The organism is Alteraurantiacibacter aquimixticola (genome assembly GCF_004965515.1).
GTDB classification, from domain to species: Bacteria; Pseudomonadota; Alphaproteobacteria; order Sphingomonadales; family Sphingomonadaceae; genus Alteraurantiacibacter; species Alteraurantiacibacter aquimixticola.
This window is the reverse complement of sequence record NZ_SSHH01000001.1, coordinates 845653-869225: the sequence shown is the minus strand read 5'-3', so window position 1 is coordinate 869225 and position 23573 is coordinate 845653. Positions and strand designations below refer to the sequence as shown.

Below are 23573 nucleotides of genomic sequence, written 5' to 3'. Positions count from 1 at the left end.
GCGCCCTGCCCCTCCCCTGCCGCGCCTTTTCAGTGACTTGAGGAGGATGGGGCCGATTTTACCGGCGAGACGCATCCGTCTGGCACGGGGATTGCGTCAGGAGACTGCCGAAACAGGCGGGCGAATGCTCCCCCAAAGCCGGAGGCCCATATGGCGAATGTAACCTTTTCCTCGCCCCGCATGGCGCGCGACATCACGGTCTATGCCGTTGCGGGCGATCGCGGGACGATCCTTGCCGTCGCCCAGCAGAACAAGGTCCCTATCCCGTTCGATTGTCAGGACGGCAATTGCGGATCCTGCGTCGTCGAGGTCACGCATCTCGATGCGCCGACCAAATACAGCAAATACGGCATCGCCCTGACCGAGGAGGAAAAGGAAACGCTCAAGCAGCTCGGCAAGATCACCAAGGATGAGATTTACGAGGCCGAGGTGAACGACATGCCGCCACGCTACCGCCTCGCCTGCCAGTGCTTCGTCCGCAACGAGGATATCATGGTGACCTTCGAGGGCGACGAAACGCTGCCTGCCCAGCGCCCGCACATCACTCATGCGGCCCGACATTTCACAGGCGGCATCAAGGTCAATTCGCTCGACGAGTTCCTTGGCTATGCGGTCAAGATCGAGGAAGATGCGGCGACGCATTTCTACGACCTTGCCGAACAGATGAAGGCTTGCGGCAATGACGAAGTCGCCAAGCTTTTCTACCAGCTGGCCGGCTTTTCCCGCCAGCACCTCAAGGAAGCGCAGGAACGGGCGAAGGAGATCAAGGCCGATGTCGTCGTGCCGCCCGATTACGTCTGGCCCGATCAGGCGACGCCCGAACAGACATCGCTGATGGCAGGCGATGCCGCACTGTCGAAGATCGATGCGCTGAAGGCTGCGCTGATCGGCGAAAGGCGCGGCTATGACTTCTACCTCGCCATTGCCGAAACCACCCACGAGCCGGAGGTCAAGGCCATGGCCAAGCTGTTCGTGCAGGAGGAAGCGGAGCACCTGAAAATCCTCGAAGCCTCGGTCACGCGCGAGGAATGGATTCAAAGCAACCCGACCGTTGATGCCTGAGGAAAGGACGCGGATGGAAAACGTCGAAGAATTCCTAGCCCATGCGATCCAGCTCGAACGCGAGGCGGCCGACCGTTTCGGACAACTCGCCGATGCGATGGAGACCGGCGGTAATGTCGAAGTCAGCAAGCTGTTTCGTCGGCTGGCCGACTATTCGCGCATGCATCTTGCCGATGCCCAGGAACGTGCGGGATTTCGCGATGTGCCAAAGAAGGCCCCCGAGGACTTCAACTGGCCCGACAGCGAGAGTCCCGAAGCCGCGGCGATCTGGACGGCCGATCCGCTGATCTCCGCCGAGGAGGCCCTGCTTGCGGCACTCGATGCCGAAATGGCGGGTCTCGACTACTACTCCGGGGTCCTCGCCAAGACCGAGGATCCCGAGATCATCGCGCTGGCCACGGAATTCGTCGAAGAAGAACAGGGCCACGTCGCGGAACTCCAGCGCTGGATTTCAGCCCGCAAGAACGGAGCCGGCAGCCCGGCGACGACCTGACCCGGTTCCGCCAAGGCAAGCCGGTAGCCCCCACGCCGTGGATCCTGCTGGCTCAGCTGAACAGCATCGGGATCACCGACAATATGAGCTCAAATGAGAAGAATTTAACCTTTAGGTAAGCATGATTTTCGCCGGGCCAAAATCGCCAAAACCCCAAGAAATCCTAGGATTTCCGCGGCATACACGCAAAAAATTTTTGGAATTTCTTTTTTGTAACCAAAGCGAAAACGGAACTTCTTTTTTGTAAATGGAAAAACTCTTTTGTCTTCCTACACTGTAAATCGCAGACTGCGCCCTATTCGACGGTCACCGATTTCGCGAGGTTGCGCGGCTGGTCGACATCGGTGCCTTTGACGCAGGCGACGTGATAGGCGAGCAGTTGCACCGGCACGGCATAAACCAGCGGTGCAATCAGCGGGTGGACCTTGGGCATCTCGATCGTGGCCATGCAGCCCTCGCCTGCTTCCGCCAGCCCTTCAGCGTCGGAGATCAGCACGATGCGCCCGCCGCGCGCGGCGACTTCCTGCATGTTGGAGACGGTCTTTTCAAACAGCGGGCCACTCGGCGCCAGCACGATCACCGGCACGTGCTCGTCGATCAGCGCGATGGGGCCGTGCTTCATTTCGCCCGAGGCATAGCCCTCTGCGTGAATGTAGCTGATTTCCTTGAGCTTCAGTGCGCCTTCCAGCGCCAGCGGGAAGTCCGGTCCGCGCCCCAGGTAGAGCACGTCACGCGCAGGCGCGACCAGCGGGGCCATCGCCTTGATATCCTCATCATGGTCGAGCGCGGCGTTGAGAGCGGCGGGCGCTTCGAGCAGGTGATCGACGATCTGCGCCTCTTCCTCAGCGCTCATCCGCCCTTTCTTCACCGCGAAATGAGCGGCCAACGCGGCGAGAACCGCGAGCTGGCAAGTGAAGGCCTTGGTGGAGGCGACGCCGATCTCCGGCCCGGCATGCGTGGGCAGCAGCAGGTCCGCCTCGCGCGCCATGGTGCTGGTGGGCACGTTGACGACCACGGCGATGGTCTGGCCTTCCGCCTTGCAGTGGCGCAGCGCCGCCAGCGTGTCTGCCGTCTCCCCGCTCTGCGAGATGAACAGCGCCAGCCCGCCCTTGGTCAGGATCGGTTCGCGGTATCGGAACTCGCTGGCGAAATCGATGTCCACCGGTACGCGGGCAAAGCTTTCGAACCAGTATTTCGCGACCATCGCGGCATAATAGCTGGTGCCGCAGGCAACGATGGTGATGCGGTCGACGGCGGAAATGTCGAAATCGATCTGCGGCAGGGCCACCTTGCGTTCCAGCGGGCGGAGATAGCTGCGCAATGTCTGCGCCACCACGGTCGGCTGCTCGAAGATCTCCTTCTGCATGAAGTGGTGGAAATTGCCCTTCTCCACCATCGCCGCGCTCGCGCCCGATGTCGTGACCTCGCGGGTAACCGGGTTGTTATCGCGGTCGAAGATTCGCGGTCCGTCCTTGTCGATCACCACCCAGTCGCCCTCGTCGAGATAGGCGATCTTCTGGGTGAGCGCGGCGAGCGCCAGCGCATCCGAGCCGAGATAGGTCTCGCCCTCGCCGATACCGACCACCAGCGGCGAGCCGAGGCGCGCGCCGACCAGCAGGCCGGGATGATCGCGGAAGGCGATGGCGAGCGCGAAGGCCCCGCGCAGCTGCGGCAGTACCTCGCCCACGGCTTCCTCCGGCGACTTGCCCGCCTCGATAAGTTCGGAGACGAGATGCGCAACGACCTCGGTATCGGTCTGGCTCTGGAACACGCGGCCACGCGCCTGCAGCTCGGCCCGAAGCGGAGCGAAGTTCTCGATAATGCCGTTATGCACGACCGCGACCTTGTCTGTCGCATGCGGATGGGCGTTCTGCGTGGTGGGCGCGCCATGGGTGGCCCAGCGCGTGTGGGCGATGCCGACCATCCCGTCCGCCGGATTGGACGCCAGTTCCGCCACGAGGTTGGAGAGCTTGCCCTCGGCACGGCGGCGGACCAGCTCACCATCCTCGATCACGCAGATCCCGGCACTGTCATAACCGCGATATTCCATGCGCTTGAGGCTATCGACCAGGCGCGCTGCGACCGCTTCCTTGCCGACGATACCGATAATTCCGCACATTGATGCTTATGCCCCTGCGATCTGCCGCCGGTCCGGCGGCCAACTGGTTACTGGCGACGATGTAAGCGCCGGATCGTCCCCATGCCAAGCGGCATGTGAACCCTTGCTTTAAACGATAGGGAAGGCGCTCAGGCGGCGAAGACGACGCCTTCCGCCTCTTGCGCCACCATCTTGCCCGGCTCAATGGTGGCGGTGCCTTTCTGCTCCCCCTGCACCACGCGATAGGGGGCAAAGATCATGCGACTGAAGCCGTCCGATTCGACATGGATGCGGATCGCGCGATCGAAACCTTCCTCGCCAATGCCGCCTTCCACCGCGACATGGGCGACGCTGGTGGCGGCGATGATCGCGCCCTCGCCCGCCTGTTCGGCCAGGGCCGCCTGCGTACTATCATAGACCTCGTCCAGCGGATCGGTGCTTTCCTCATCGGCAACACGCATGAATTCGATATCGCCGCTCTCGCCAGCGCGCGCACCGAAAGGAACGATCTTGCCCTTCTCCGCCAGCAGCTGGAAGGCGAAGTCGCGTGAGGCCTGCAGCATGGCGCCCAGTTCCTTTTCACCCAATGTGCGGTCAGCCATCCTTGCGCTCCTGTTCTTTCTTCTTCTTCATCGCATCGTGGAAACGGTCCGCCCAGCCGGGCTTCACCAGCTGCTCGGCGCGGACCATGCGCAGTTCCCCGTCGGAGACGTCGCGGCTGACCGCGCTGCCTGCCGCCACGATCGCATCGGCGCCGATCTTCACCGGCGCGATCAGCGCGGAATTGGAGCCGATAAAGGCGCCCGGCCCGATCACCGTCTTGTGCTTGAAATAGCCATCGTAATTGCAGGTGATCGTCCCCGCGCCGATATTGGCATTTGCACCCACCGTGGCATCGCCGAGATAGGTTAGGTGGTTGGCCTTCGCCCCCTCGCCCAGAACGGCGTTCTTCATCTCGACGAAATTGCCGATCTTGGAGCCTTCCTCCAGCACCGCGCCGGGGCGCAGGCGGGCATAGGGGCCGATCTGGACATGCTCCTTCAGCAACGCACCTTCGAGGTGGCTGAAAGCATGGATGATGACATTGTCGGCCACGGTCACGCCAGGGCCGAAGACGACGTTCGGCTCCACCAGCACGTCCTGCCCCAGCACGGTGTCATGGCTGAAGAAGACCGTCTCGGGCGCGACCAGCGTGGCGCCTTCCGCCATCGCCTTGGCGCGCGCGGCCTGCTGGAAGCGGCGCTCGGCATCGGCCAGTTCGGCGCGGCTATTGATGCCGGCAACCTCATCCGGGTCGGAAGTAACGGTGACGGCGGTGGGAATATCGGACGCAATGGCGACATTCACCACGTCGGGCAGGTAGAATTCGCCCTGCGCATTCTCATTGTCGATTTCGCCCAAGAGCTTGAACAGCATGTCGCTGCGCACCGCCATCAGGCCGGAATTGCATAGCGGGCAGGAGCGTTCTTCGTCGGTCGCATCCTTGAATTCGACCATCTTGGTGATCCGCCCGTCGCGGGCGATCACGCGGCCATATTGCAGCGGGTCATAGGGCTTGAAGCCGAGCACGACGACCGCGGGCGCGTCCTCACCATGCAGGCGTTTCAGCATGCCCATCATGGTCTCGGCGCGTACGAAGGGGACGTCCCCGAACATCACCAGCACATCGCCTTCGAACCCGTCGAGAGCACCCTTCGCCTGCATCACCGCATGGCCGGTGCCCAGCTGCTGGTCCTGCACGGCATAGGAAACGCGGGTGCCGAGGCGGGCTTCCACCTGCTCGCGCCCCTCACCCACGATCACCACCGTGCGTTCGGCACCCAGCCGGTCCACCTGGTCCAGCAAATGCTCGATCATCGGCTTGCCGCCGATTTCGTGCAGCACCTTGTGCCGCTGGCTCTTCATCCTCGTGCCCTTGCCCGCGGCGAGGATCACGGCGGCGATCGGTCTTTCAGCTTCCCACATGCGCATCGCCATGCCACCAAATCATTGCGGTTTCCACAGCCCTGCGCCACAGGGCGCGGCCATGAGCGAATTTCCTTTCCGCATCGTCGGCTTCGATCTCGACGGAACGCTGGTCGATTCCGCGCTCGACCTGGCGCCTGCCGTCAATCACGCATTGCTGGCTGCCGGGCGCGATGCCGTGTCGCTGGAGACAACACGTAGCCTGATCGGCGGCGGGGCGCGGCGCATGCTGGAACGCGCGTTGGAAGTGACGGGCGGCCCGGTGGAAGCGCCGCATTTCGAGGATTTGCACGCCGCGCTGCTGGAGCATTACACCGCCAATATCGCCGCCAATACAAGGCCCTATGAAGGGTGCCTCGACGCGCTGGACATTCTCGCCGGACATGGCTGCCAGCTGGCCGTGGTGACCAACAAGGCGGAGGACCTCGCGCGCAAGCTGATCGAGGAACTCGGCCTCACCAGCCGTTTCGCCAGCATCATGGGCGGCGACACGCTCGGCCGCGAACGCGCCAAGCCCGCGCCCGACATGATCCATGAGACGATCGCGCGCTGCGGCGGCGGGCATTTCGCCATGGTCGGCGATTCGACTTTCGACGTGAAGGCCGCGAAGAACGCCAGCGTGCCCGCCGTGGCCTTCAGCTTCGGCTATCACGACGTCCCGCCCGAGGAATTGGGCGCGGACGTGCTGATCCACCATTTCAACGAACTGGTGCCCGCCCTCGCAAGGTTCTGATCCTGGGGAATCTTGTCAGGAGTGCATCCGGTTCCTAGAACCGCGATGGGAGGGGGCACTCATGACACAGGAAGGGTATTCTATCAGTGCGGGACCGATCGGGGTTCTCGGCCGCGTAGCAAGGTTGGCGCTCGGCGCATTCATGGTTGCCATTGCACCGGTGACCCTTCTCTACGTGGTCTTCTTCTACCTGCAGCTGGGCTCCGTCATACCGGGCCTGCCGGCAGAATATGCCTATCTGTCGCTCTACCAGCCGCTACTGCTGCTAATCGCTTATGCCCTGTTCCTTCTGGCAGTCATTCCGATCTCGATCTGGATCTACCGGGCTCATGCCAACCTTCATGAGGCAGGAGTGGACGAGCTCAACTATCGGCCGGTATGGGCCGTCGCGAGCTTCTTCGTGCCGCTGGTGAACTTCGTGGTGCCGTTCAGGTCCATGCGCGAGCTCCACAACCGGAGCGAAGGGCGCGAAAGCTGGTTCGCGGATTCGAGCGTGGATGACGTCTCCATATGGTGGACGTGCCATGTCACGGCAGTGCTGATCCTGGCGTTCACGACATCGACGCTCCTGATCAATGCCCTGCCCGGCATCTGGCTGACGACGCCTCCGGCCGCGGACACTGCATTGAACGTCGCCGGGCATTTCCTGCTGGGCTGCTCTGCCTGGAAATTGTTCGGGATCATCGGAACGATCACGCAATACCAGTCGGCGGGTGTCGGTACGGCCAGGACCTTCGACTGAAGCCTACTCTTCCACCGCCTTCACCAGCCGCCGCTCCACCGGGGCGAGGACGTTCACCAGTTCCTGTCCGCGCTTTAGCACCTGGCCGTGTTCGCCGAACAACGCCCACATGCCCTGCCGGTTGCGCAGCGCAGGGCGCTTTTCGAGGCGCATTTGCGGCACGTCGGCAGTGCGGCGGAAGGCGGCGAAACTCGCGCATTCCCTGGTGAAATTCATCGCATAGTCGCGCCATTCGCCGGCGGCGACCATACGGCCATAGAGGTCGAGGATGCGGGCAAGCTCCTGCCGGTCGAAGCCCACCTGGTTGGGCGGGCGCTGGCCTGGGAAGGAGACGATATTGCTGCCGGGAAGCGCCGACACCTTACCGTGCTGCATCAGCTATCCGTGCCGCTCTTGCGACTGGCGGCGGGCGCATCGAGCGGCAATTGCGTCTGCTTGCCCTTCATCCCTTCGAGCTGCGCCTTCATCTCGGCGAGTTCGCGCTCCATTGCCTCGATCCGGCCCAAATCGGGTTCGCAAGGTTCGTCGCAGGGTGTGCCATAGGGAATGAATTCGCGCAGCCAGGTTTCCGCCGGAACCAGCGTGGAGCGGGCCTTGAGGCCGATCATCGTCGCGCCTTCGGGCACGTCGTCCGTGACCACCGCATTGGCACCCACGCGCGCGCGCTCACCCACGGTAATGGGGCCGATCACCTGCGCGCCAGAGCCGATGATGACATTGTCGCAAAGCGTCGGGTGGCGCTTGCCGGCCTTGCCATTGGTCGGGTTGGTGCCGCCCAGCGTGACGCATTGGTAGATCGTGACGTTGTCGCCGATCTCCGCCGTCTCCCCGATCACGGTGAAGCCGTGGTCGATGAAGAAGTTCTTGCCGATGATCGCACCGGGATGGATGTCGATCGCGGTCATCCAGCGGCTGATGTGATTGACGAGGCGCGCGAGGAAGAACAGCTCCGCCTCGAACAGCCAGTGCGCCAGGCGATGCATGCCCAGCGCCCAGACACCGGGATAGAGCAGGACTTCCCAGCGCGAACGCGGCGCCGGATCGCGCGCCTTGATGGAGTCCAGATAGCTGATCAGGCGTTCGAACATGACAAACGATTTTCCCTCAAAACCGGAATCAAAGCAAGCGCGGCTCTTCCGGACCTTGCACGGCTTCCAGCGCAGCACGCCAGATACCTTGCCGAGGTGGGGATTTTCTTTCCAGGCTCAAGCGGTCAATTATTTCCACCAGCCTTTCAATGTCCTGCGGCGCCCTGCTGGCACGCGGAATCAGGTAATCGGCCGCATCGGGGCCCAGCGGCAGGCCGCGTTCGGCGCCCATGGAAAGCAGCAATTCGCCCGCCATGGCATCGTCCGGCAGGCCGATTTCGAGCTGCAGGGCCGCGCCCAGCCGGGACCTGAGATCGGGCAGGTTTATCTCCCATGGCGGCTCCCCGCCAACGATCAGCAGCGGCGTTTCGCTTTCCTGCGCGCGGTTCCAGCGGTGGAAGACCTCATCCTCCGCCAGGTCCTGCGCATCGTCCAGCACATCGCCCTTCCCGCCCTGCGCGAACCATTTTGCGAAGAGCGTCTTGCCCGAACGCGGCGGACCGGTCAGCACGGCGGTGCGGAAGGGCCAGCTTTCGGGATGCGCCAGCGCCTCTGCCACATGGGCATTGGCATTGCCGATCACGATACGCGGCGGACCGCCGCTTCCGGCTTTCAGAGGCAGGGCAATCTGCGACATGATGGGCGCTTTTGGCCCCGCTCAGCGGGAAATGGCAATGGCGTTGTTGCCCTCGGTCACCTGCCAGCCATTGGCGCGCAGGGCAGCGGCGAGTTCCGACATACTGCCGGCAAAGTCGACCCGCACCACCGATGTGCCGCCGATCGCCGTACTGGTGACCGCCATCCCGCGCACGCCGTCAACCGAACGCAGGCCGGTAAGCGCGGCATCGAAGGATCGCGGATCGGGCGTGGTTGCCTGCACGGTGATGGCGGTGACCACAGGCGCCTGCACAGGCTGCGTGGCGATTTCCTCCGGCAGGCCCTCGCTCTCCACCGTCTCGCCCGCCGCAGCCGCCTCTTCGGCCTGCTGTGCACGGCGGCTGGATTCGATCAGAGCGCGGATTTCCGGGCTGATCTCGACCATGTCGAGCGTCAGCGACGGGTCGGGCCGCAAGGTGCCCTGGCTCAACGCGCGCTGGAAGATCTGGTCGAACTGCACCACCGCGCGCTCCAGCATGGCGGGCAATTCTTCCACGCTGTCCGCACGCATGGTGAATTCGGCGAGGTAGCGATTGTCCGGACCATGGCGGGCAGTGAACACGCCTTCCACCGGGCCGCCCGGCCAGAGATATTCGAGCCGCGCGACCGGCACGAGGATGTCCGCCGCGCTGAACTGGTCGAGCACGGTGTTCCACCAGGCGCGGCTGCGGCGGCCGGTCTGGCCATAGGTCAGCAGCAGCGATTCCCCGCCCGAACCCGAGGGGCGGACATAGTCTATGGTCGAGGTGCCTGACTGGTATTCCGCCCAGGCGCGCTGCCACGGGTTGCGATATTCGAACATGGTCTGCGTGCCGCCGGTGATCATCACCGGCAAGGTGAGCATCGGGGCCGAGCGAGCCTGCGCCCCTACGCCGCCCAGCAGGGCGCCCGCGCGCTGCCGGTCGAAGATCACGCCAAGCCGCGCGATATAGCGGCGTGGACCGATCTTCTCTTCCTCCACCACGATCGCCGCAACCATGGTCTCCAGCCGCGAATCGGGAATCTCGGGGCCGTCCAGCCGCTCCCACGCGATGCGCTGCGCCTCGCGCCAGCCATTCTCGCGCGCGTCCTGCGCATTGTCGCCGCGCACATCCACCTCGATCCCGCGCACGTCGATATCGGTGGAGCTGGCGACGGGCGCGATACCGCGCTCCCCGCCCACTTGCGCGAACAATGCCGCCCCGAAAACGAGCAGCAGCACAGCCCCCACGGACAGCAGGGTCAGGCGGTGCGATTGCGATCGGGAGAGGGTTGCGGAGATAGACATCGGGGAAATCGCGGCCCTTTTGCCCAAAGGCGAGTGGAAATCCAAGCTGGAAAGTCTAAAGGCTGGTGGCATGTCTTCGAACACACCCTCCTATACCTACGAACAGGCCGGCGTTTCCATCGATGCCGGCAACCGGCTGGTCAAGGCGATCGGCCCGCTGGTCAAGGCCACGATGCGCCCCGGCGCTGATGGCGAGATCGGCGGATTCGGCGGTTTCTTCGATCCCAAGGCGGCAGGCTACAAGGACCCGCTGCTGGTCGCCGGCAATGACGGCGTCGGCACCAAGGTGAAGCTCGCCATCGATCATGACCGGCATGACCGCATCGGCATCGATCTCGTCGCCATGTGCGTGAACGATCTGATCGTGCAAGGCGCGGAACCGCTGTTCTTCCTCGACTATTTCGCCACCGGCAAGCTGGATGGCGGCGTGGCCGAACGCGTGATCGCAGGCATTGCAGAGGGTTGCAAGATGGCCGGCTGCGCGCTGATCGGCGGCGAGACGGCGGAAATGCCGGGCATGTATGCCGATGGCGATTACGACCTCGCCGGCTTCTGCGTCGGCGCGGTGGAGCGCGGCGAGCAGCTGACGGGCGAGAAGGTTGCGCCCGGCCATGTGCTGCTCGGCCTTGCCAGCTCCGGCGTCCATTCTAACGGCTATTCGCTGGTCCGGCGGCTGGCGGCGGACAAGGGCTGGAAGATGGAAAGCCCCGCCCTGTTCGACCAGGAGCGCCTGCTGGTGGACGCGCTGATCGAGCCGACGCGCATCTATGTGAAGAGCCTGCTTCCCGTCATCCGCGCGGGCAAGATCGATGCCCTCGCCCATATTACCGGCGGCGGGTTGCTCGAAAACGTCCCGCGCGTGCTGCCCGATGGCGCGCATGCGGTGATCGACGCCGATGCATGGGAACTGCCGCGGCTGATGGCTTTCCTGCAGGCGCAGGGCAATATCGAGCCGGGAGAGATGGCGCGCACCTTCAACACCGGCATCGGCATGCTGCTGGCCGTGACGCCCGACAATGTCGATGGCGTGACCGCAGACCTTGAGGCCGCAGGCGAGACCGTGTTCCGAATCGGCGACATCGTCGAGGGCGCGAAGGGCTGCACAGTGAAGGGTTCCGCCGGAACCTGGTCCGCCAAGACCGATTGGGAAGCCACGCATAATGCCTGAGAAGGCAAAGGTCGCGTGCCTCCTCTCGGGCAATGGCACGACGATGTCGGCCCTGCTCTTCGCCTCCAAGCTACCCGGCTGCCCCTATGAGATCGTGCTGGTCGCCAGCAATGTGCCCGACGCGCCGGGCCTGAAGATCGCGGCGGCGGAAGGCATCGCCACCTTCGCGCATGACCACAAGGGCATGAGCCGCGAGGATCACGAGGCGGTGATGGACAAGGCGCTGCGCGATGCGGGCGCGCAATATCTCGCCCTGTGTGGCTATATGCGCATCCTGACCGCGGATTTCGTGAATGGCTGGGAAGGCCGCATGGTCAACACCCACCCCTCGCTGCTGCCCAAGTACAAGGGCCTCGACACGCACCAGCGCGCGATCGATGCGGGTGACAAGTTCGGTGGCTGCTCGGTGCATGTGGTAACGGCGGAGCTCGATGGCGGGCCGCTGCTGGGCCAAATGCCGGTGGCGATCCTTCCGGGAGATACGGGCGAGACCCTTGGCCGCCGCGTGATCCTGGCCGAATACCAGCTCTATCCGCGCATGTTCGCCGACTATGTCGGGCGGCATAACCGCGTCGATTGGCTGCTCGAACAGGTGAGCAAGCTGGCGATGGCGCTGCCCGAAGTGGAGCCACGCGAAAGCCACGGTGCGCCCGGCTGGCGCACTGGTGGCAAGAGCGGGAAGTTCTTCGCCTATCTCTCCGACCGCCATCATGGCGAGGAGCATATCGCGCTGCTGGTGAAGACCAGCGGCCCGGACGAGATGGCGAGCCTGATCGAGACCACCCCCGAACTCTATTACCGCCCCGCCTATTACGGCGCGAGCGGCTGGGTCGGTCTGATCCTCAACCGCCCCGATGTCGATTGGGACCATGTGGCCGAATGGCTCGAGCGCAGCTGGGCTTCGGTCGCGCCCAAGCGCCTCACCAAACTGCGCGACGCGGCGGACGAGTTCTAGGCGTGGCCACCGTCCCGCCCCGCCCGCACCTGCTGGCCCGCTCACGCACGGCAGAATGGGCGGACCGGGTGATCGAGGGGATCTGGGACAAGGGGCTGCACCCACAGCCGCCGCTCGAACCCGATGCGCTGTGGGAGATCGGCGCGAAGGGCTTTTCCGAAGAGGATGAGCGTTTCGGCCGCAGCGAGGAGGACGTTGCCGATTTCCGCCTGCGGCTTGAGAAGCTGTGCGAGGCACTACGCGAGGAGGCGGAGCTCAATTCGCTGGGCCACACGATGGCCTATGGCCAGATTACCTCGGCCATCAGGGTGCGCCACGATCTCGGCCGCTTGTGGCAGCGCAAGCCGGGGATCGAGCGCACGCCGATAGCGCCTCCGATCATCGTCGTCGGCCAGATGCGCGCGGGCACCACGCGCATGCATCGCCTGCTCGCCGCCGATCCGGCCCATGCGGGCACCTGCCTCTATCACGGCATGAACCCGGTGCGGCCCTTTCCCGATATCCGCCCGATCAAGACGCGGCTCGGCCTCGCGATCGCGCGGCAGATCAATCCGTGGATCGACACGCTGCATCCCTTCGGCGCCCTGCGGGTGGATGAGGAATTGCCATGGCTTTCCCATGCGCTTTCGCCCGTGGCGCTGGAGGCACAGTACCGCATCCCCTCCTATGTCGCATTCAGCGAGGCGCGCGATGCGACGCCCATCTATCGCGAATTCGAGCGGATGCTGCGCACCGATGCTGCGATGATGCGCAATACCGCTCTGCCGCGCGTGCTCAAATGCCCGCAATATGCCGAGGACCTCGCCCCGCTTCTGGCGCGCTTCCCCGATGCGCGCGTGGTCGTCACTCGCCGCAACAGCGTGGAGGTGCTGGCGAGCACGGTCTCGGTCGTCTCCTGCCAGATGGCCTACCAGACGGAGAGCGCCGACCTCTCAGTGATCGAGGCGGAGTGGACGCGGAAGCTAGCCTTGCGTGAAGAGCGGATGACCGCCGCCCTCGCCCCAGTTGCGGGACCGGTCGCAGAAGTCGATTTCGATGCGCTGAGTGCGGACTGGGAAAGCGAGATCGCGCGCGTCTATGCCCTGCTCGAACTCGACTTCACCGCTGCAGCGCACGCCGCCATGTGTGCCGAGCAGCGCCGGGCGGCGAAAGGCCGCCACACAGCGCATCAGGCTGACTACAGCGAACTCACCGCGAAATAGCGCTCATTCCGCACGGCCCAGCGACGTGATCAGGCCGACCAGCGAGCTTTCGGCGGGGTGGCCGAAGGCTTGCCATTCCACCAGCTTTCCGTCGCGCACCACGGCGCGCCATTGCGTATCACAGACCAGGGTGTGATTGCTGGTGAGCGAGCGCCCGGCAAGCAGTGCCGTGTCCCCGAGATTGCTCGCGCGGTTGATTTCCACGCGCAGGTCCGGCGCCACCTGGTTGACGGCTGCCAGCGCCCTCAACATTTCGTCGCGTCCCTCGATGCGTCCGCCGCGGCTGTCCTCGAACACGACGTCGTCAGCAAGAATCCGAGCCATCGCGACAGTATCGCGCGCATTGCACGCATCTACGAATTCTTGCGCGATCTCGGTCGGCGGCCTTTTGTGCCAGAACATGAATCCTTGCCCCCGCAAGTAACTCGCAGGAATATTCCTACAACACTCATATGATTCGGCCCGCTATTCGCTTTAGAAGCATGTTATTATGTAGCTCTATATCGGAAAAATTCTCCGAATGACACTGCGTTAACCAATATAAGCACGGCGAATTCGTAATAGGAATTCGTTTATTGCCATACTAAGTAAATTTCCTATCCCGTGGGGACATGAAACAAGCGCAGCGAGGCCGGACGAGGTTTCCCCCGCCCGGCCTCGGCTGCTCTTCACTTGTGGCAGGCGGGCTGCCCGCAGATGGTCAGGCCGCAGTGCGAGCTTTAGCGACGATGGCACCAATTTCGTCGGCCAGCGCCAGCCGCTGCTTCTTGAGCTCCTCGGCACGATCGTCCGATGCGGCTTCCACTTCGCTCTCGATGCGATGAATCTCGCGGTTCACCTCATGATATTCTTCCGCCAGCCGGGCGAAATGCGCATCCTCCATCTTGAGGCGATGAAGCACGGCGTGATCCTGCGGGAATTCGTCGGCGAGTTCATGCGGTGTATGCGACATTTGTGATCCTCCTTGGTCTGTCCCGAGAAGGATTAGCGGGCCCGCACCGCCCTCACCTTGCGGCACATCAAAAAACCCCGCCGGATTTCTCCGGCGGGGTTTTTTGTCTGCCCTACCGCTTCGCTACTTGAGGGCGGTAGAAATCTCTCTTGGACAGAGAGATTAGCCGACGATTTCCTCCGGCTTGAAGAAGAAGGCGATCTCGATCGCGGCATTCTCTTCGCTGTCCGAACCGTGGACCGAATTGGCTTCGATCGATTCGGCATAGGTCTTGCGGATCGTGCCCTCGGCAGCATCGGCCGGGTTCGTCGCGCCCATGATGTCGCGGTTGCGCTTCACGGCGTCTTCACCTTCCAGCACCTGCACCACGACCGGGCCGCTGATCATGAAATCGACCAGCTCACCGAAGAAGGGGCGTTCCTTGTGAACCGCATAGAAGCCTTCGGCCTGTTCGCGGCTCATGTGGATGCGCTTGGAAGCAACGACGCGCAAGCCGGCCTCTTCCAGCATCTTGGTGACGGCGCCCGTCAGGTTGCGCTTGGTGGCATCGGGCTTGATGATCGAGAAAGTGCGGGTGACCGCCATGGGGTGTTCCTTCGCGAGATTGTGATTTTGAAGTCTAGCGGCCTCTGAACGGGCCGGTCGCGCGCGCCCCTAGCGCCCTTGCCGGCATTGGGCAAGAGCGCGAGGCACCGGAGCAGGCAGGAGGAACGCTGGGTATGGGGCGGCTCAGCCGTCCCTGCCCACCGTCAGCTGGATGATGGTCGGGCCATCGTCATCGGGCATGGCGCTGACAGAAAGGACGGTGCCGTCCTCCTTCTCGCCGCCGATCAACTCCATGCCATTCGCGCTGATTTCGGAATTAATGGTAACACCCGCCCGATCGGCCTGTTGGCGGTAGAAGGCGATGATCTTATCGGGCGAATCCGGGCTGGTCATGTTGACGATCGCGCCTTGGCGATTATCGCCTCCGATGGTGATGTGGCTGTCCACCGTGGCGCCCGGATAGATCGTAAAGCCGTCGGGCAGCTCGACGTCGCCCGAATCCGCACCGCCCATGCGCATGGTGGCTTCGTCACCGTCCTCGCCCCTCATCCGGAGCGTCACTTCATCGCTATCGCGATCGGCGCTGTAGCTCATCTCGCCGTCTTCGGTGGTGATGGTCCCCTCGTCAGACGAACCGCAGGCTGCCAGCAGCATCGCGGACGCCGCCGCTCCCAGAAATTTTCGCATTACCTCACCTCCCTGTCTCTAACCGGCAGTTGTCCCGTTGGCAGGTACAAGGTCAAGGCCCTTCGACCCAACGGCCCGCATCGTCCTGCTTCCAGAAATGCCGTTCGACCTCCTCGCCCTCGCCCAGCATGCGCCAGGTATCACGGGCATGCTGGATGGTCGCCTCGTCGAAAACGAGCATTGCGCGCTCGAACTTCTCGCTCGGATCGCGCCACTGGCCATCGGCGAGGATCAGGAGGCTTGCGCCATTGGCGGGTTCGACCTTTTCCGCCAGCAGAACCGGCTGGCGCGCATCGTGCTCCCCGCCCGCGATGCCATTGGCGATGAAGGCTGGCGGATCGCCTTCCCAGATCGCCTTGGATAGCGTGGGGAGGAGTCCTTCCCCCTCGCCCACCACCAGCACCTTCTTGCCTGCTTCCACGCTCTTGCGCGCCAGCAGCGCCACGGCAGCGGGTGCCGGGTCGCGGGAAAGGCGGTAGAAGTCGACCCGCATTATTTTCGGCCTACCGCCTCTCAGCCTTCCGCGTGATCGCGAACGTAACGGTCGAGCAGGCGTACGGCGAAGCCGGTTGCGCCCTTGTCCCAGGTCGCGCCGGGTTTGTCCGCCCAAACCATGCCCGCGATGTCGAGATGCGCCCAGGGACGATCCTCGTCGATGAAGCGGTGGAGGAACTGCGCGGCGGTGATCGATCCGCCCCAGCGCGGGCCGACATTCTTGATATCGGCGATCGGGCTGTCGATCAGCTTGTCGTAAGCCGGGCCGATCGGCATGCGCCACAGCTTGTCACCCACGGCCTTGCCAGCAGCATCGAGCCGGTCGGCGAGACCGTCATTATTGCTGAACATGCCCGCATGTTCATTGCCGAGCGAGATGATGATCGCTCCGGTGAGCGTGGCGAGGTCGACCACGATCTTCGGATCGAAATTGCGCTGCGTCCAGGTCAGCGCGTCGCACAGCACCAGCCGCCCTTCGGCATCGGTATTGATGACCTCGATCGTCTGGCCGGACATGGAGGTCACCACGTCGCCGGGACGCTGCGCATTGCCGTCGGGCATGTTTTCCACCAGGCCGACCACGCCGATGACATTGGCGGCTGCCTTGCGCTTCGCCAGCGCCAGCATCGCACCTGCGACGGCACCCGCGCCGCCCATGTCCCACTTCATGTCTTCCATGCCTGCAGGCGGCTTCAGCGAGATGCCGCCCGTATCGAAGGTGACGCCCTTGCCAACGAAGGCGAGCGGCTTTTCGCCCGTCTTGCCGCCCATCCACTTGATCGCCAGCAGGCGCGGCTTGCGGACCGAGCCCTGCGCCACGCCAAGCAGCGCGCCCATGCCCAGCTCGGCCATTTCCTTCTCGTCGAGCACGACCAGCTCCGCCCCGGTACCGTCGAAGCGCTGCTTGCAGCGCTCAACGAAGCTTTCGGGGTAGATGACGTTCGCAGGCTCCGCGACCAGCTCGCGGGTGAATTCGACGCCCTCGGCAATCGCGGCGCCGACCGTCCATTCGGCCTCGGTCCCTTCCGGGGCGCCGATGACCACGGCTTCCGCCAGCGACTTCTTCTGCTCGTCCTTCAGCTTGGTGCGATAGGCATCCCAGCGCCAGCTGCGCAGACGCAGGCCCATCAGCACGGCCGAGGCCTGCTGCGCGGACAGGCCGCCATGGCCGAGATCGAGCACAATGCTCGTCTCGCCCGAAGTCAGGTACTTGGCCGCCAGCGCCGCGCCGGCCTTTTCCAGGTTCGCCAGCTTCGTGTCGCCATTGGCCGTGCCCGATCCGGCCAGCGCCAGCCGGGTCACGCCTTCGCCTTCTTCCACGAAACCTTCGAACAGCTGGCCCGGCTTGCCGGTGAAGCGAGAGGCTTCTGCGCCGCGAGCGACGGCGGCGGGCAGGTCCGCGGGCAGCTTGTCCTGCTCCACGATGCGGGCCAGCACCTTGGGGGACTGGGGGGCGGTGGCGGCGAAGGTGATCTTCATGGGTTCTCCGAATGGACTCGAATGGGGGTAGGCGGGCTTGTGACGATCCCGCAAATGCTGGCGTTGCAGTTAAGGCGCGCTGGTGCGATAGGCAAGCCATGCTCCCTGCCGCGCAGACCCTGCTGCAAGCCTCGATCCGCCGCTTGCCCGCCACGCCTACGGCTCGCCTGCTGGCGGCGGCCGCACTGCTGGCCGTACCGCATATGGCGCAGGCGCAGGATGTGCCGCAGCCCGATTCCGAGCCTCCTTCCATCCCGGCCGAATCGGTCGATGGCGAACGGCGCATCGGCTTTGAAGCCGACGAGCTGGGCTATGATGCAGAGAACGACATCGTCACCGCGCGCGGCAATGTCATCGCCCGTTCCGGCGACCAGTCGGTGCGCGCGGACAGCGTCAGCTGGAACCGCCTGACCGGCGACATCGTGGCCGAAGGCGACGTGCGGGTGGTGGACGAGGACGGCAACCAGCTGTTCACCGAGCGTGTGACGCTGACCGACGAGTTGAAGGCGGGCGCGATGGCCAACCTGCTGCTCGCCTTCCGCCAGGGCGGCCGCCTCGCCGCCGACATGGCCGAGCGTGACGACAATGGCGACATCATCCTCGACAAGGCGGTCTATTCCTCCTGCGCGGTGGTGGATGCCGAAGGCTGTCCCCGAAGCCCCAGCTGGCGGGTGACGGCAGAGCGCGTCACTTACGATGCCGAAACCGAACGCATCCGCTTCCAGGGGGCTTATCTCGAACTGTTCGGCGCGCGCATCCTGCCGCTGCCGGGCCTCGTCATCCGCGCCGATGGCAGCGCCACTACGGGCGTGATGATCCCCGATATCGGCCTCACCGCCTCCAACGGCTTCGAGCTGACCGACAGCTATTACTGGCGCATCGCCGACAATCGCGACCTGCTGCTGACCGGCTATGTCTATACCGGGGCGGCGCCGATGGTCTCCGCGCAATATCGCCAGTTGGGCGAGCATGGCGCGTTCCAGGTTACCGGCTACGGCACCTATTCCACGCGCATCCCGCTCAATTCCACGACGCCCACCAGCGAGGATGCGCTGCGCGGTTACATCTTCGCCAATGGCCGCTACCAGCTCGACCCGAACTGGAGCGTTACCGGCTCGGTCCGCGTGGCGAGCGATCGCACTTTCCTGCGCCGCTATGATATCAGCCGCGAGGACCGCCTGCGTTCGACCGTCAATATCGAGCGGATCGACGAGGACAGTTACCTTTCGCTGTCGGGCTGGGCGACGCAGGCGCTGCTCGTGCCGGTGGACCAGGGCCAGGTGCCGCTGGCGCTGCCGCTGGTCGATTATCGCAAGCGTTTGCAGGACCCCATCGCCGGCGGATCGGTGAACCTCCAGCTCAACACGCTGGCGATCACGCGCGCCGAGGGCCAGGACACCCAGCGCGCCTTCGCCCGCGCGCAATGGGACCTGCGGCGGATCACGCCGATGGGCCAGGAAGTGACGCTGACGGGCCTGGTGCGCGGCGATGTCTATCACTCGGACCAGAACGAGCTGACGCAGACGATCAGCTATCGCGGGCAATCGGGCTGGCAGGCGCGCGGCGTCGCGCTGGCCGCGCTCGACATCAAATGGCCCTTTATCGGGGAGTTCCTGGGCGGATCGCAGATCCTCACCCCGCGCGTGCAGTTTGTCGCCACACCCGATATCCGCAATCTCGACGTCCCGAACGAGGATGCCCGCGCCATCGACCTGGAGGATTCCAACCTCTTCGCGCTCAACCGCTTTCCCGGATATGACCGGGTGGAGGAAGGCGCGCGAGTCACCTATGGCGTCGACTGGCAGGCCAGCTTTCCCAACTGGCGGCTGGAGACGACGATCGGCCAGTCCTATCGCCTGACCGACCAGCCCACATTGTTCCCGGATGGCACGGGCCTCAACGAACAATGGTCCGATTTCGTCGGCCGTACCACGGTTCGCTATCGCGATTTCCTGAAGTTCACCCACCGCTTCCGGCTCGACAAGGACAATTTCGCCGTCCGCCGCAACGAGATCGACGCGACTTTGGGCAATGACCGCACCTATGTCGAGCTCGGCTATCTGCGGCTCAATCGCGATATCGACCTGACATTCGAGGATCTGCAGGATCGCGAGGAATTGCGCGCCGCGGGGCGCATCGCCTTCGCCCGCTACTGGTCGGTCTTCGGTTCCGCCGTGGTCAACCTCACCAATCGCGAGGAGGATCCGACCTTTGCCGCCGACGGGTTCGAACCGCTGCGCACGCGCCTCGGCATTGCCTATGCCGACGATTGCCTCGAGCTCGGCTTCACCTGGCGGCGCGACTATATCGAACTGGCCGATGCCAGGCGCGGCGACTCCTTCCGCCTCTATTTCGCACTGCGCAATCTGGGCTTCCGCTAATGGCTTTCCCCTGCCCGCAAGGCGGGGGATTTGGCAGGGGCGGACAAACTGGCTATCAGGCGCGCACTCAGCTTTGGTTAAGCCGGCAAAAGCCATGTCGGGATGCAATATCGGGCGCGCTTCCGCGCCGAAACGTGGGAATATGACGACTGTGAATCTGTTCGCAAAGACCTTGCGCATTGCGGCTGCGACCGCTGCGCTGGCCGCCATCACCGCCCCTGCCGTGGCCCAGAACGATGGCTTCGACATTCCGGAGGACTTCAACTTCCTCTCTACCGAGAATCCCAATGTGCGCCGCGCCACCGCGCGCGTGAACGGCAATATCATTACCGGCACCGATGTGGATCATCGCGTCGCCCTGATCGTGGCGGCCAATGAATCGCCCATCCCGCCCGAGGAAATGGATCGCCTGCGCCTGCAGGTGCTGCGCAATCTCATCGACGAGACGCTGCAGGTGCAGGAAGCCGCTGCACTGGAAATGGAAGTGAGTGCGGAAGAGGTCGACCAGGCCTATGAGCGTTTCGCTGCCGAGCGTTTCGATCGCGGCGTCGAGCAGATGGACGAGTATCTGCGCTCCGTCGGCTCTTCCCCGCGCACGCTGAAGCGGCAGATCCAGGGCGAATTGGCCTGGGACCGCCTGCTGCGGCGCAATGTGGCGCCTTTCGTGAACGTGTCCACCGAAGAGGTGAACGAACTGTTCGACCGGCTGGAAGCCTCGCGCGGGCAATATGAATACCGGATCGGCGAAATCTTCCTTTCCGCCACCCCGGCCACGCGCGACGCCGTGCTGTCAAATGCCGACCAGATCGTCCAGCAATTGCGCCAGGGCGGCTCCTTCGTTGCCTATGCGCGGCAATATTCGGACGCTTCTACCCGTGCCGTCGGCGGCGACCTCGGCTGGATCCAGCTGGCGCAGCTGCAGAACCCTCAGCTGGAAACCGCCGCACGTGACATGGTGCCCGGCCAGCTGGCCGGCCCGATCGAGATTCCCGGCGGCTTTTCGCTGCTGCTGCTGATCGACCGGCGCCAGATCGGCATGGCCGACCCGCGCGACGCGGTCCTCAGCCTGAAGCAGATCTCGCTCGATTTCGCCCCGGGCATGCCCGAAGCCGAGGCGCAGCAGCGTGCCGACCTGTTCGCCACCACCGTGACTCAGATGAACGGCTGCGGCGATGTCGATGCCAAGGCGGCGGCGATCGGCGCGCAAGTGGTCGCAAACGACCAGATCCGCGCGCGCGCGTTGCCCGATGCGCTGCAAGCGGCGCTGCTTGAACTAAATGTCGGCCAGGCCACCCCGCCCTTCGGCGATTTGCAGGAAGGTGTACGCGTGCTGATGCTGTGCGGCCGCGACGATCCGCAGCAGGTTTCCGGTCCCGATTTCGACGACCTGATGAGCAATCTGGAGAACGAGCGGATCAACCGCCGCGCCCAGCGTTACCTGCGTGACCTGCGTCGCGACGCGGTGATCGAGTACAACTGATCCACTGATGGCGCGCGGACAATGAACGGGGGCGTGCTGGCCATATCACTGGGCGATCCGGCCGGCATCGGGCCCGAAATCATTGCCGAGGCATGGGCCTATCGCAAGCAGCTGGACCTGCCGCCCTTCATGGTCGTGGGCGGCCAGCATGTGCTGACCTCCGCCGCCGCCAGCCGCGATATCGACCTGCCCGTCGCCACTATTTCCGCACCGCAGGACGCGGAGAGCGCTTTCCCCCATGCCCTGCCCGTGCTCGACATGGGAGGCGACGGGACCTGGTGGCCTGGCAAGCCGACCACACAGGGGGCCGAACTCGCCCTAGGGTCGCTCGAACTGGCGGTTTCGCTGGCGCTGACAGGCTCGGCATCGGGGATGGTCACAGCGCCCGTCTCCAAATCGCACCTCGCCGATATCGGCTTCGCCTTTCCCGGCCAGACCGAATTCATCGCGCATAGCAGCGGGATCGAGGAAGAGGATGCGGTGATGATGCTGGCGGGGCCGAGCCTGCGCGCCGTGCCGCTGACCATCCATTGCGCCCTGTCCGACGTCTCGAGCCTTCTCACGCAAGAGCTGATCCTGCGCCGCTGCCGCGTGATCCACCGTGCGATGCAGCGCGATTTCGGGCTTGAGCGCCCGCGTCTGGCGCTTGCCGGACTCAATCCGCATGCCGGTGAAAAGGGCCGCATGGGGCATGAAGAGGAAGAGATCATCGCCCCCGCCATCGCCCAATTGCGCGACGAGGGGATCGACGCCACCGGCCCGCATCCGGCGGATACCATGTTCGCACCCCACAAGCGCGACACCTATGACGTGGCCGTGGCCATGTATCACGACCAGGCGCTGGTGCCGCTGAAGGCGCTCGATTTCGACCAGGGCGTGAACATGACTTTGGGCCTGCCGATCGTCCGCACCTCGCCCGACCATGGCACGGCTTTCGACATTGCCGGCAAGGGCCTCGCCAAACCCGACTCGCTGATCGCCGCGATCCGCATGGCGAGCGAGGCGGCGGCGCATCGGGCCGCTTCGGCGTGAGCCTGCCCCCCTTACGCGAAGTCATCGCCAGGCACGGGCTCAGCGCATCCAAGGCGCTGGGGCAGAACTTCCTGTTCGACGAGCAATTGCTCGACCGGATCGCCGCCATTCCGGGCGACTTGCAGGGCAAGGCGGTGCTGGAGATCGGTCCCGGCCCCGGTGGCCTCACCCGCGCGCTGCTGCGCGCCGGCGCCCGCGTCACCGCGATCGAAATGGACCGGCGCTGCCTTCCCGCGCTGGCCGAGCTTTCCGAAGCTTTCCCCGGACAGCTGCGCGTAATCGAAGGTGATGCGCTGGCGATGGATCATGGCGAACTGATGGGCGAGCCTTTCGCCGTGGTCGCCAACCTGCCCTACAATGTCGGCACCGCGCTGTTCACTCGCTGGCTCGACGGGGAGGACTGGCCGCCGCAATGGACCTCGCTGACGCTGATGTTCCAGCTGGAGGTCGCCCAACGCATCGTGGCGAAGCCCGGCACCTCCGCCTTTGGCCGCCTTGCCGTGCTGGCGCAGTGGCGCAGCAAGGCCAAGCTGGCGATGAAGGTGCATCGCAGCGCCTTCACCCCGCCACCCAAGGTGATGAGCGCCATCGTCCATGTCACGCCGGCTGAGGCTCCCGAAAGTGTCTCCGCCCGCCGCCTGGCAAAGGTAACCGAGGCCGCTTTCGGCCAGCGGCGCAAGATGCTGCGGCAGAGCCTGAAAGGCGTGCCCGGCGCACTCTCGGCACTGGAACAGCTGGGCATCGATCGCACTCGCCGCGCCGAAACGCTCTCGGTAGATGAATTCACGGCGATCGCCCGCGCGCTGGACCCTGCCTAGCGCTTGAGAGCGTTCGCGATCTGCTCCATCGGCGCCAGCCCGTCGCCCACCAGGTCGAGCATGATGTAGCCCGCGCTGACCGCGGTCGCGATGAACATGGCGAACTGGATGAAACGCCCCATCGCACCGGGATTTTCCTCCAGTGCATCACGCATACCAGGTCCGTTGCGCGCCCGTGCATCCGCCCGCGCACGCGCATATTCTTCCCTTTTCCTCTCGGCAGAACCCATCGTTCATTCCCCTGAAGTTCGCAGGGGTATATCCGAAGAGCCT

At 64.4% G+C, this 23573-nt stretch carries 25 protein-coding genes; 11 read left to right on the top strand and 14 right to left on the bottom strand.

What is annotated here, in order from left to right:
* Positions 1 to 150: 150 nt before the first annotated feature.
* Both E5222_RS03935 and E5222_RS03930 read left to right on the top strand, forming a co-directional pair.
* Positions 151 to 1062: a 2Fe-2S iron-sulfur cluster-binding protein gene (locus E5222_RS03935; RefSeq protein WP_136692398.1), complete on the top strand. Its 912-nt coding sequence runs from the start codon at positions 151 to 153 to the stop codon at positions 1060 to 1062.
* A gap of 13 nt (positions 1063 to 1075) precedes the next feature.
* The gene (locus E5222_RS03930; protein WP_136692397.1) at positions 1076 to 1555 is read left to right on the top strand and encodes a ferritin-like domain-containing protein; all 480 of its coding nucleotides are present in this window, start codon (positions 1076 to 1078) and stop codon (positions 1553 to 1555) included.
* A gap of 295 nt (positions 1556 to 1850) precedes the next feature.
* Here the strand turns inward: E5222_RS03930 and glmS are convergent, their stop codons facing one another.
* The 3 genes from glmS to glmU form a co-directional block, all read right to left on the bottom strand.
* Positions 1851 to 3674, bottom strand: a complete 1824-nt coding sequence (gene glmS / locus E5222_RS03925; protein ID WP_136692396.1) for a glutamine--fructose-6-phosphate transaminase (isomerizing) — start codon at positions 3672 to 3674, stop codon at positions 1851 to 1853.
* A 128-nt stretch (positions 3675 to 3802) separates the two neighbouring features.
* Positions 3803 to 4255, bottom strand: a complete 453-nt coding sequence (locus E5222_RS03920) for a hypothetical protein (protein ID WP_136692395.1) — start codon at positions 4253 to 4255, stop codon at positions 3803 to 3805.
* Positions 4248 to 5630, bottom strand: coding sequence for a bifunctional UDP-N-acetylglucosamine diphosphorylase/glucosamine-1-phosphate N-acetyltransferase GlmU (glmU, locus tag E5222_RS03915; protein ID WP_246021532.1), 1383 nt, complete (start codon positions 5628 to 5630; stop codon positions 4248 to 4250). The genes E5222_RS03920 and glmU overlap by 8 nt, the downstream gene beginning before the upstream one ends.
* Positions 5631 to 5679: 49 nt before the next feature.
* On the opposite strand from glmU, the gene E5222_RS03910 reads away from it, so the two are divergent.
* Positions 5680 to 6351 carry an HAD-IA family hydrolase gene (locus tag E5222_RS03910; protein WP_136692394.1) on the top strand — a complete coding sequence of 224 codons (672 nt, stop codon included), beginning with the start codon at positions 5680 to 5682 and terminating at the stop codon, positions 6349 to 6351.
* 61 nt (positions 6352 to 6412) lie between these two features.
* A complete protein-coding gene (locus tag E5222_RS03905) occupies positions 6413 to 7093 on the top strand; it encodes a DUF4328 domain-containing protein (RefSeq protein ID WP_136692393.1) in 681 nt (226 codons plus the stop codon).
* Between the two features lie 3 nt (positions 7094 to 7096).
* Here the strand turns inward: E5222_RS03905 and E5222_RS03900 are convergent, their stop codons facing one another.
* The 4 genes from E5222_RS03900 to E5222_RS03885 are packed head-to-tail and all read right to left on the bottom strand — an operon-like array spanning position 7097 to position 10105.
* Positions 7097 to 7468, bottom strand: coding sequence for a DUF2794 domain-containing protein (locus tag E5222_RS03900; protein WP_136692392.1), 372 nt, complete (start codon positions 7466 to 7468; stop codon positions 7097 to 7099).
* The gene (gene epsC / locus E5222_RS03895; protein WP_136692391.1) at positions 7468 to 8181 is read right to left on the bottom strand and encodes a serine O-acetyltransferase EpsC; all 714 of its coding nucleotides are present in this window, start codon (positions 8179 to 8181) and stop codon (positions 7468 to 7470) included. The genes E5222_RS03900 and epsC overlap by 1 nt, the downstream gene beginning before the upstream one ends.
* A gap of 28 nt (positions 8182 to 8209) precedes the next feature.
* A complete protein-coding gene (locus E5222_RS03890) occupies positions 8210 to 8818 on the bottom strand; it encodes a P-loop NTPase family protein (RefSeq protein WP_136692390.1) in 609 nt (202 codons plus the stop codon).
* Between the two features lie 21 nt (positions 8819 to 8839).
* A complete protein-coding gene (locus tag E5222_RS03885; protein WP_136692389.1) occupies positions 8840 to 10105 on the bottom strand; it encodes a heavy-metal-associated domain-containing protein in 1266 nt (421 codons plus the stop codon).
* Positions 10106 to 10175: 70 nt separating this feature from the next.
* Here E5222_RS03885 and purM point away from each other — a divergent pair, with 70 nt between their 5' ends.
* Genes purM through E5222_RS03870 form a run of 3 tightly spaced genes read left to right on the top strand, consistent with a single transcriptional unit; the run spans position 10176 to position 13430 of the window.
* Positions 10176 to 11273, top strand: a complete 1098-nt coding sequence (gene purM, locus E5222_RS03880) for a phosphoribosylformylglycinamidine cyclo-ligase (protein WP_136692388.1) — start codon at positions 10176 to 10178, stop codon at positions 11271 to 11273.
* Complete coding sequence (purN, locus tag E5222_RS03875) at positions 11266 to 12228, top strand: phosphoribosylglycinamide formyltransferase (protein WP_136692387.1); 963 nt, start codon at positions 11266 to 11268, stop codon at positions 12226 to 12228. The genes purM and purN overlap by 8 nt, the downstream gene beginning before the upstream one ends.
* A 2-nt stretch (positions 12229 to 12230) precedes the next feature.
* On the top strand, positions 12231 to 13430 hold the full coding sequence (locus tag E5222_RS03870; RefSeq protein ID WP_169053470.1) for a sulfotransferase family protein: 1200 nt from the start codon (positions 12231 to 12233) through the stop codon (positions 13428 to 13430).
* A gap of 3 nt (positions 13431 to 13433) precedes the next feature.
* On the opposite strand, the gene E5222_RS03865 is transcribed toward E5222_RS03870, so the two are convergent.
* The 6 genes from E5222_RS03865 to E5222_RS03840 form a co-directional block, all read right to left on the bottom strand.
* Positions 13434 to 13832, bottom strand: coding sequence for a nuclear transport factor 2 family protein (locus tag E5222_RS03865; RefSeq protein ID WP_136692385.1), 399 nt, complete (start codon positions 13830 to 13832; stop codon positions 13434 to 13436).
* 298 nt (positions 13833 to 14130) lie between these two features.
* Positions 14131 to 14382, bottom strand: a complete 252-nt coding sequence (locus E5222_RS03860) for an HP1242/YdcH family protein (protein ID WP_136692384.1) — start codon at positions 14380 to 14382, stop codon at positions 14131 to 14133.
* 162 nt (positions 14383 to 14544) lie between these two features.
* Positions 14545 to 14967 carry a nucleoside-diphosphate kinase gene (gene ndk, locus E5222_RS03855; protein ID WP_136692383.1) on the bottom strand — a complete coding sequence of 141 codons (423 nt, stop codon included), beginning with the start codon at positions 14965 to 14967 and terminating at the stop codon, positions 14545 to 14547.
* Positions 14968 to 15111: 144 nt separating this feature from the next.
* Entirely contained in the window at positions 15112 to 15615 is a 504-nt protein-coding gene (locus tag E5222_RS03850; RefSeq protein ID WP_136692382.1) for a hypothetical protein, read from the bottom strand.
* Between the two features lie 52 nt (positions 15616 to 15667).
* Positions 15668 to 16108 (bottom strand): DNA polymerase III subunit chi, encoded by a 441-nt coding sequence (locus E5222_RS03845; RefSeq protein WP_136692381.1) that lies wholly within the window; start codon positions 16106 to 16108, stop codon positions 15668 to 15670.
* Positions 16109 to 16128: 20 nt separating this feature from the next.
* Complete coding sequence (locus E5222_RS03840; RefSeq protein ID WP_136692380.1) at positions 16129 to 17589, bottom strand: leucyl aminopeptidase; 1461 nt, start codon at positions 17587 to 17589, stop codon at positions 16129 to 16131.
* Positions 17590 to 17687: 98 nt separating this feature from the next.
* On the opposite strand from E5222_RS03840, the gene E5222_RS03835 reads away from it, so the two are divergent.
* The 4 genes from E5222_RS03835 to rsmA all read left to right on the top strand — a co-directional run bounded on the left by E5222_RS03835 (position 17688) and on the right by rsmA (position 23300).
* Positions 17688 to 19970: an LPS-assembly protein LptD gene (locus tag E5222_RS03835; protein WP_136692379.1), complete on the top strand. Its 2283-nt coding sequence runs from the start codon at positions 17688 to 17690 to the stop codon at positions 19968 to 19970.
* A gap of 142 nt (positions 19971 to 20112) precedes the next feature.
* The gene (locus tag E5222_RS03830) at positions 20113 to 21450 is read left to right on the top strand and encodes a peptidylprolyl isomerase (protein WP_136692378.1); all 1338 of its coding nucleotides are present in this window, start codon (positions 20113 to 20115) and stop codon (positions 21448 to 21450) included.
* A gap of 21 nt (positions 21451 to 21471) precedes the next feature.
* Positions 21472 to 22482, top strand: coding sequence for a 4-hydroxythreonine-4-phosphate dehydrogenase PdxA (gene pdxA, locus E5222_RS03825; protein ID WP_136692377.1), 1011 nt, complete (start codon positions 21472 to 21474; stop codon positions 22480 to 22482).
* Positions 22479 to 23300, top strand: a complete 822-nt coding sequence (gene rsmA, locus E5222_RS03820) for a 16S rRNA (adenine(1518)-N(6)/adenine(1519)-N(6))-dimethyltransferase RsmA (protein WP_136692376.1) — start codon at positions 22479 to 22481, stop codon at positions 23298 to 23300. Before pdxA ends, rsmA begins: the two co-directional genes overlap by 4 nt.
* On the opposite strand, the gene E5222_RS16495 is transcribed toward rsmA, so the two are convergent.
* The gene (locus E5222_RS16495; RefSeq protein WP_169053469.1) at positions 23297 to 23455 is read right to left on the bottom strand and encodes a hypothetical protein; all 159 of its coding nucleotides are present in this window, start codon (positions 23453 to 23455) and stop codon (positions 23297 to 23299) included. The two genes, rsmA and E5222_RS16495, sit on opposite strands and share 4 nt — an antisense overlap.
* Positions 23456 to 23573: the final 118 nt, after the last annotated feature.

Bases quoted from the DNA above. Each gene is read 5' to 3' on its own strand.
- E5222_RS03935 (WP_136692398.1), top strand. From the start codon at position 151: ATGGCGAATGTAACCTTTTCCTCGCCCCGCATGGCGCGCGACATCACG.
- E5222_RS03930 (WP_136692397.1), top strand. From the start codon at position 1,076: ATGGAAAACGTCGAAGAATTCCTAGCCCATGCGATCCAGCTCGAACGC.
- glmS (WP_136692396.1), bottom strand. From the start codon at position 3,674: ATGTGCGGAATTATCGGTATCGTCGGCAAGGAAGCGGTCGCAGCGCGC.
- E5222_RS03920 (WP_136692395.1), bottom strand. From the start codon at position 4,255: ATGGCTGACCGCACATTGGGTGAAAAGGAACTGGGCGCCATGCTGCAG.
- glmU (WP_246021532.1), bottom strand. From the start codon at position 5,630: ATGGCGATGCGCATGTGGGAAGCTGAAAGACCGATCGCCGCCGTGATC.
- E5222_RS03910 (WP_136692394.1), top strand. From the start codon at position 5,680: ATGAGCGAATTTCCTTTCCGCATCGTCGGCTTCGATCTCGACGGAACG.
- E5222_RS03905 (WP_136692393.1), top strand. From the start codon at position 6,413: ATGACACAGGAAGGGTATTCTATCAGTGCGGGACCGATCGGGGTTCTC.
- E5222_RS03900 (WP_136692392.1), bottom strand. From the start codon at position 7,468: ATGCAGCACGGTAAGGTGTCGGCGCTTCCCGGCAGCAATATCGTCTCC.
- epsC (WP_136692391.1), bottom strand. From the start codon at position 8,181: ATGTTCGAACGCCTGATCAGCTATCTGGACTCCATCAAGGCGCGCGAT.
- E5222_RS03890 (WP_136692390.1), bottom strand. From the start codon at position 8,818: ATGTCGCAGATTGCCCTGCCTCTGAAAGCCGGAAGCGGCGGTCCGCCG.
- E5222_RS03885 (WP_136692389.1), bottom strand. From the start codon at position 10,105: ATGTCTATCTCCGCAACCCTCTCCCGATCGCAATCGCACCGCCTGACC.
- purM (WP_136692388.1), top strand. From the start codon at position 10,176: ATGTCTTCGAACACACCCTCCTATACCTACGAACAGGCCGGCGTTTCC.
- purN (WP_136692387.1), top strand. From the start codon at position 11,266: ATGCCTGAGAAGGCAAAGGTCGCGTGCCTCCTCTCGGGCAATGGCACG.
- E5222_RS03865 (WP_136692385.1), bottom strand. From the start codon at position 13,832: ATGTTCTGGCACAAAAGGCCGCCGACCGAGATCGCGCAAGAATTCGTA.
- E5222_RS03860 (WP_136692384.1), bottom strand. From the start codon at position 14,382: ATGTCGCATACACCGCATGAACTCGCCGACGAATTCCCGCAGGATCAC.
- ndk (WP_136692383.1), bottom strand. From the start codon at position 14,967: ATGGCGGTCACCCGCACTTTCTCGATCATCAAGCCCGATGCCACCAAG.
- E5222_RS03850 (WP_136692382.1), bottom strand. From the start codon at position 15,615: ATGCGAAAATTTCTGGGAGCGGCGGCGTCCGCGATGCTGCTGGCAGCC.
- E5222_RS03845 (WP_136692381.1), bottom strand. From the start codon at position 16,108: ATGCGGGTCGACTTCTACCGCCTTTCCCGCGACCCGGCACCCGCTGCC.
- E5222_RS03840 (WP_136692380.1), bottom strand. From the start codon at position 17,589: ATGAAGATCACCTTCGCCGCCACCGCCCCCCAGTCCCCCAAGGTGCTG.
- E5222_RS03835 (WP_136692379.1), top strand. From the start codon at position 17,688: ATGCTCCCTGCCGCGCAGACCCTGCTGCAAGCCTCGATCCGCCGCTTG.
- E5222_RS03830 (WP_136692378.1), top strand. From the start codon at position 20,113: ATGACGACTGTGAATCTGTTCGCAAAGACCTTGCGCATTGCGGCTGCG.
- pdxA (WP_136692377.1), top strand. From the start codon at position 21,472: ATGAACGGGGGCGTGCTGGCCATATCACTGGGCGATCCGGCCGGCATC.
- E5222_RS16495 (WP_169053469.1), bottom strand. From the start codon at position 23,455: ATGCGTGATGCACTGGAGGAAAATCCCGGTGCGATGGGGCGTTTCATC.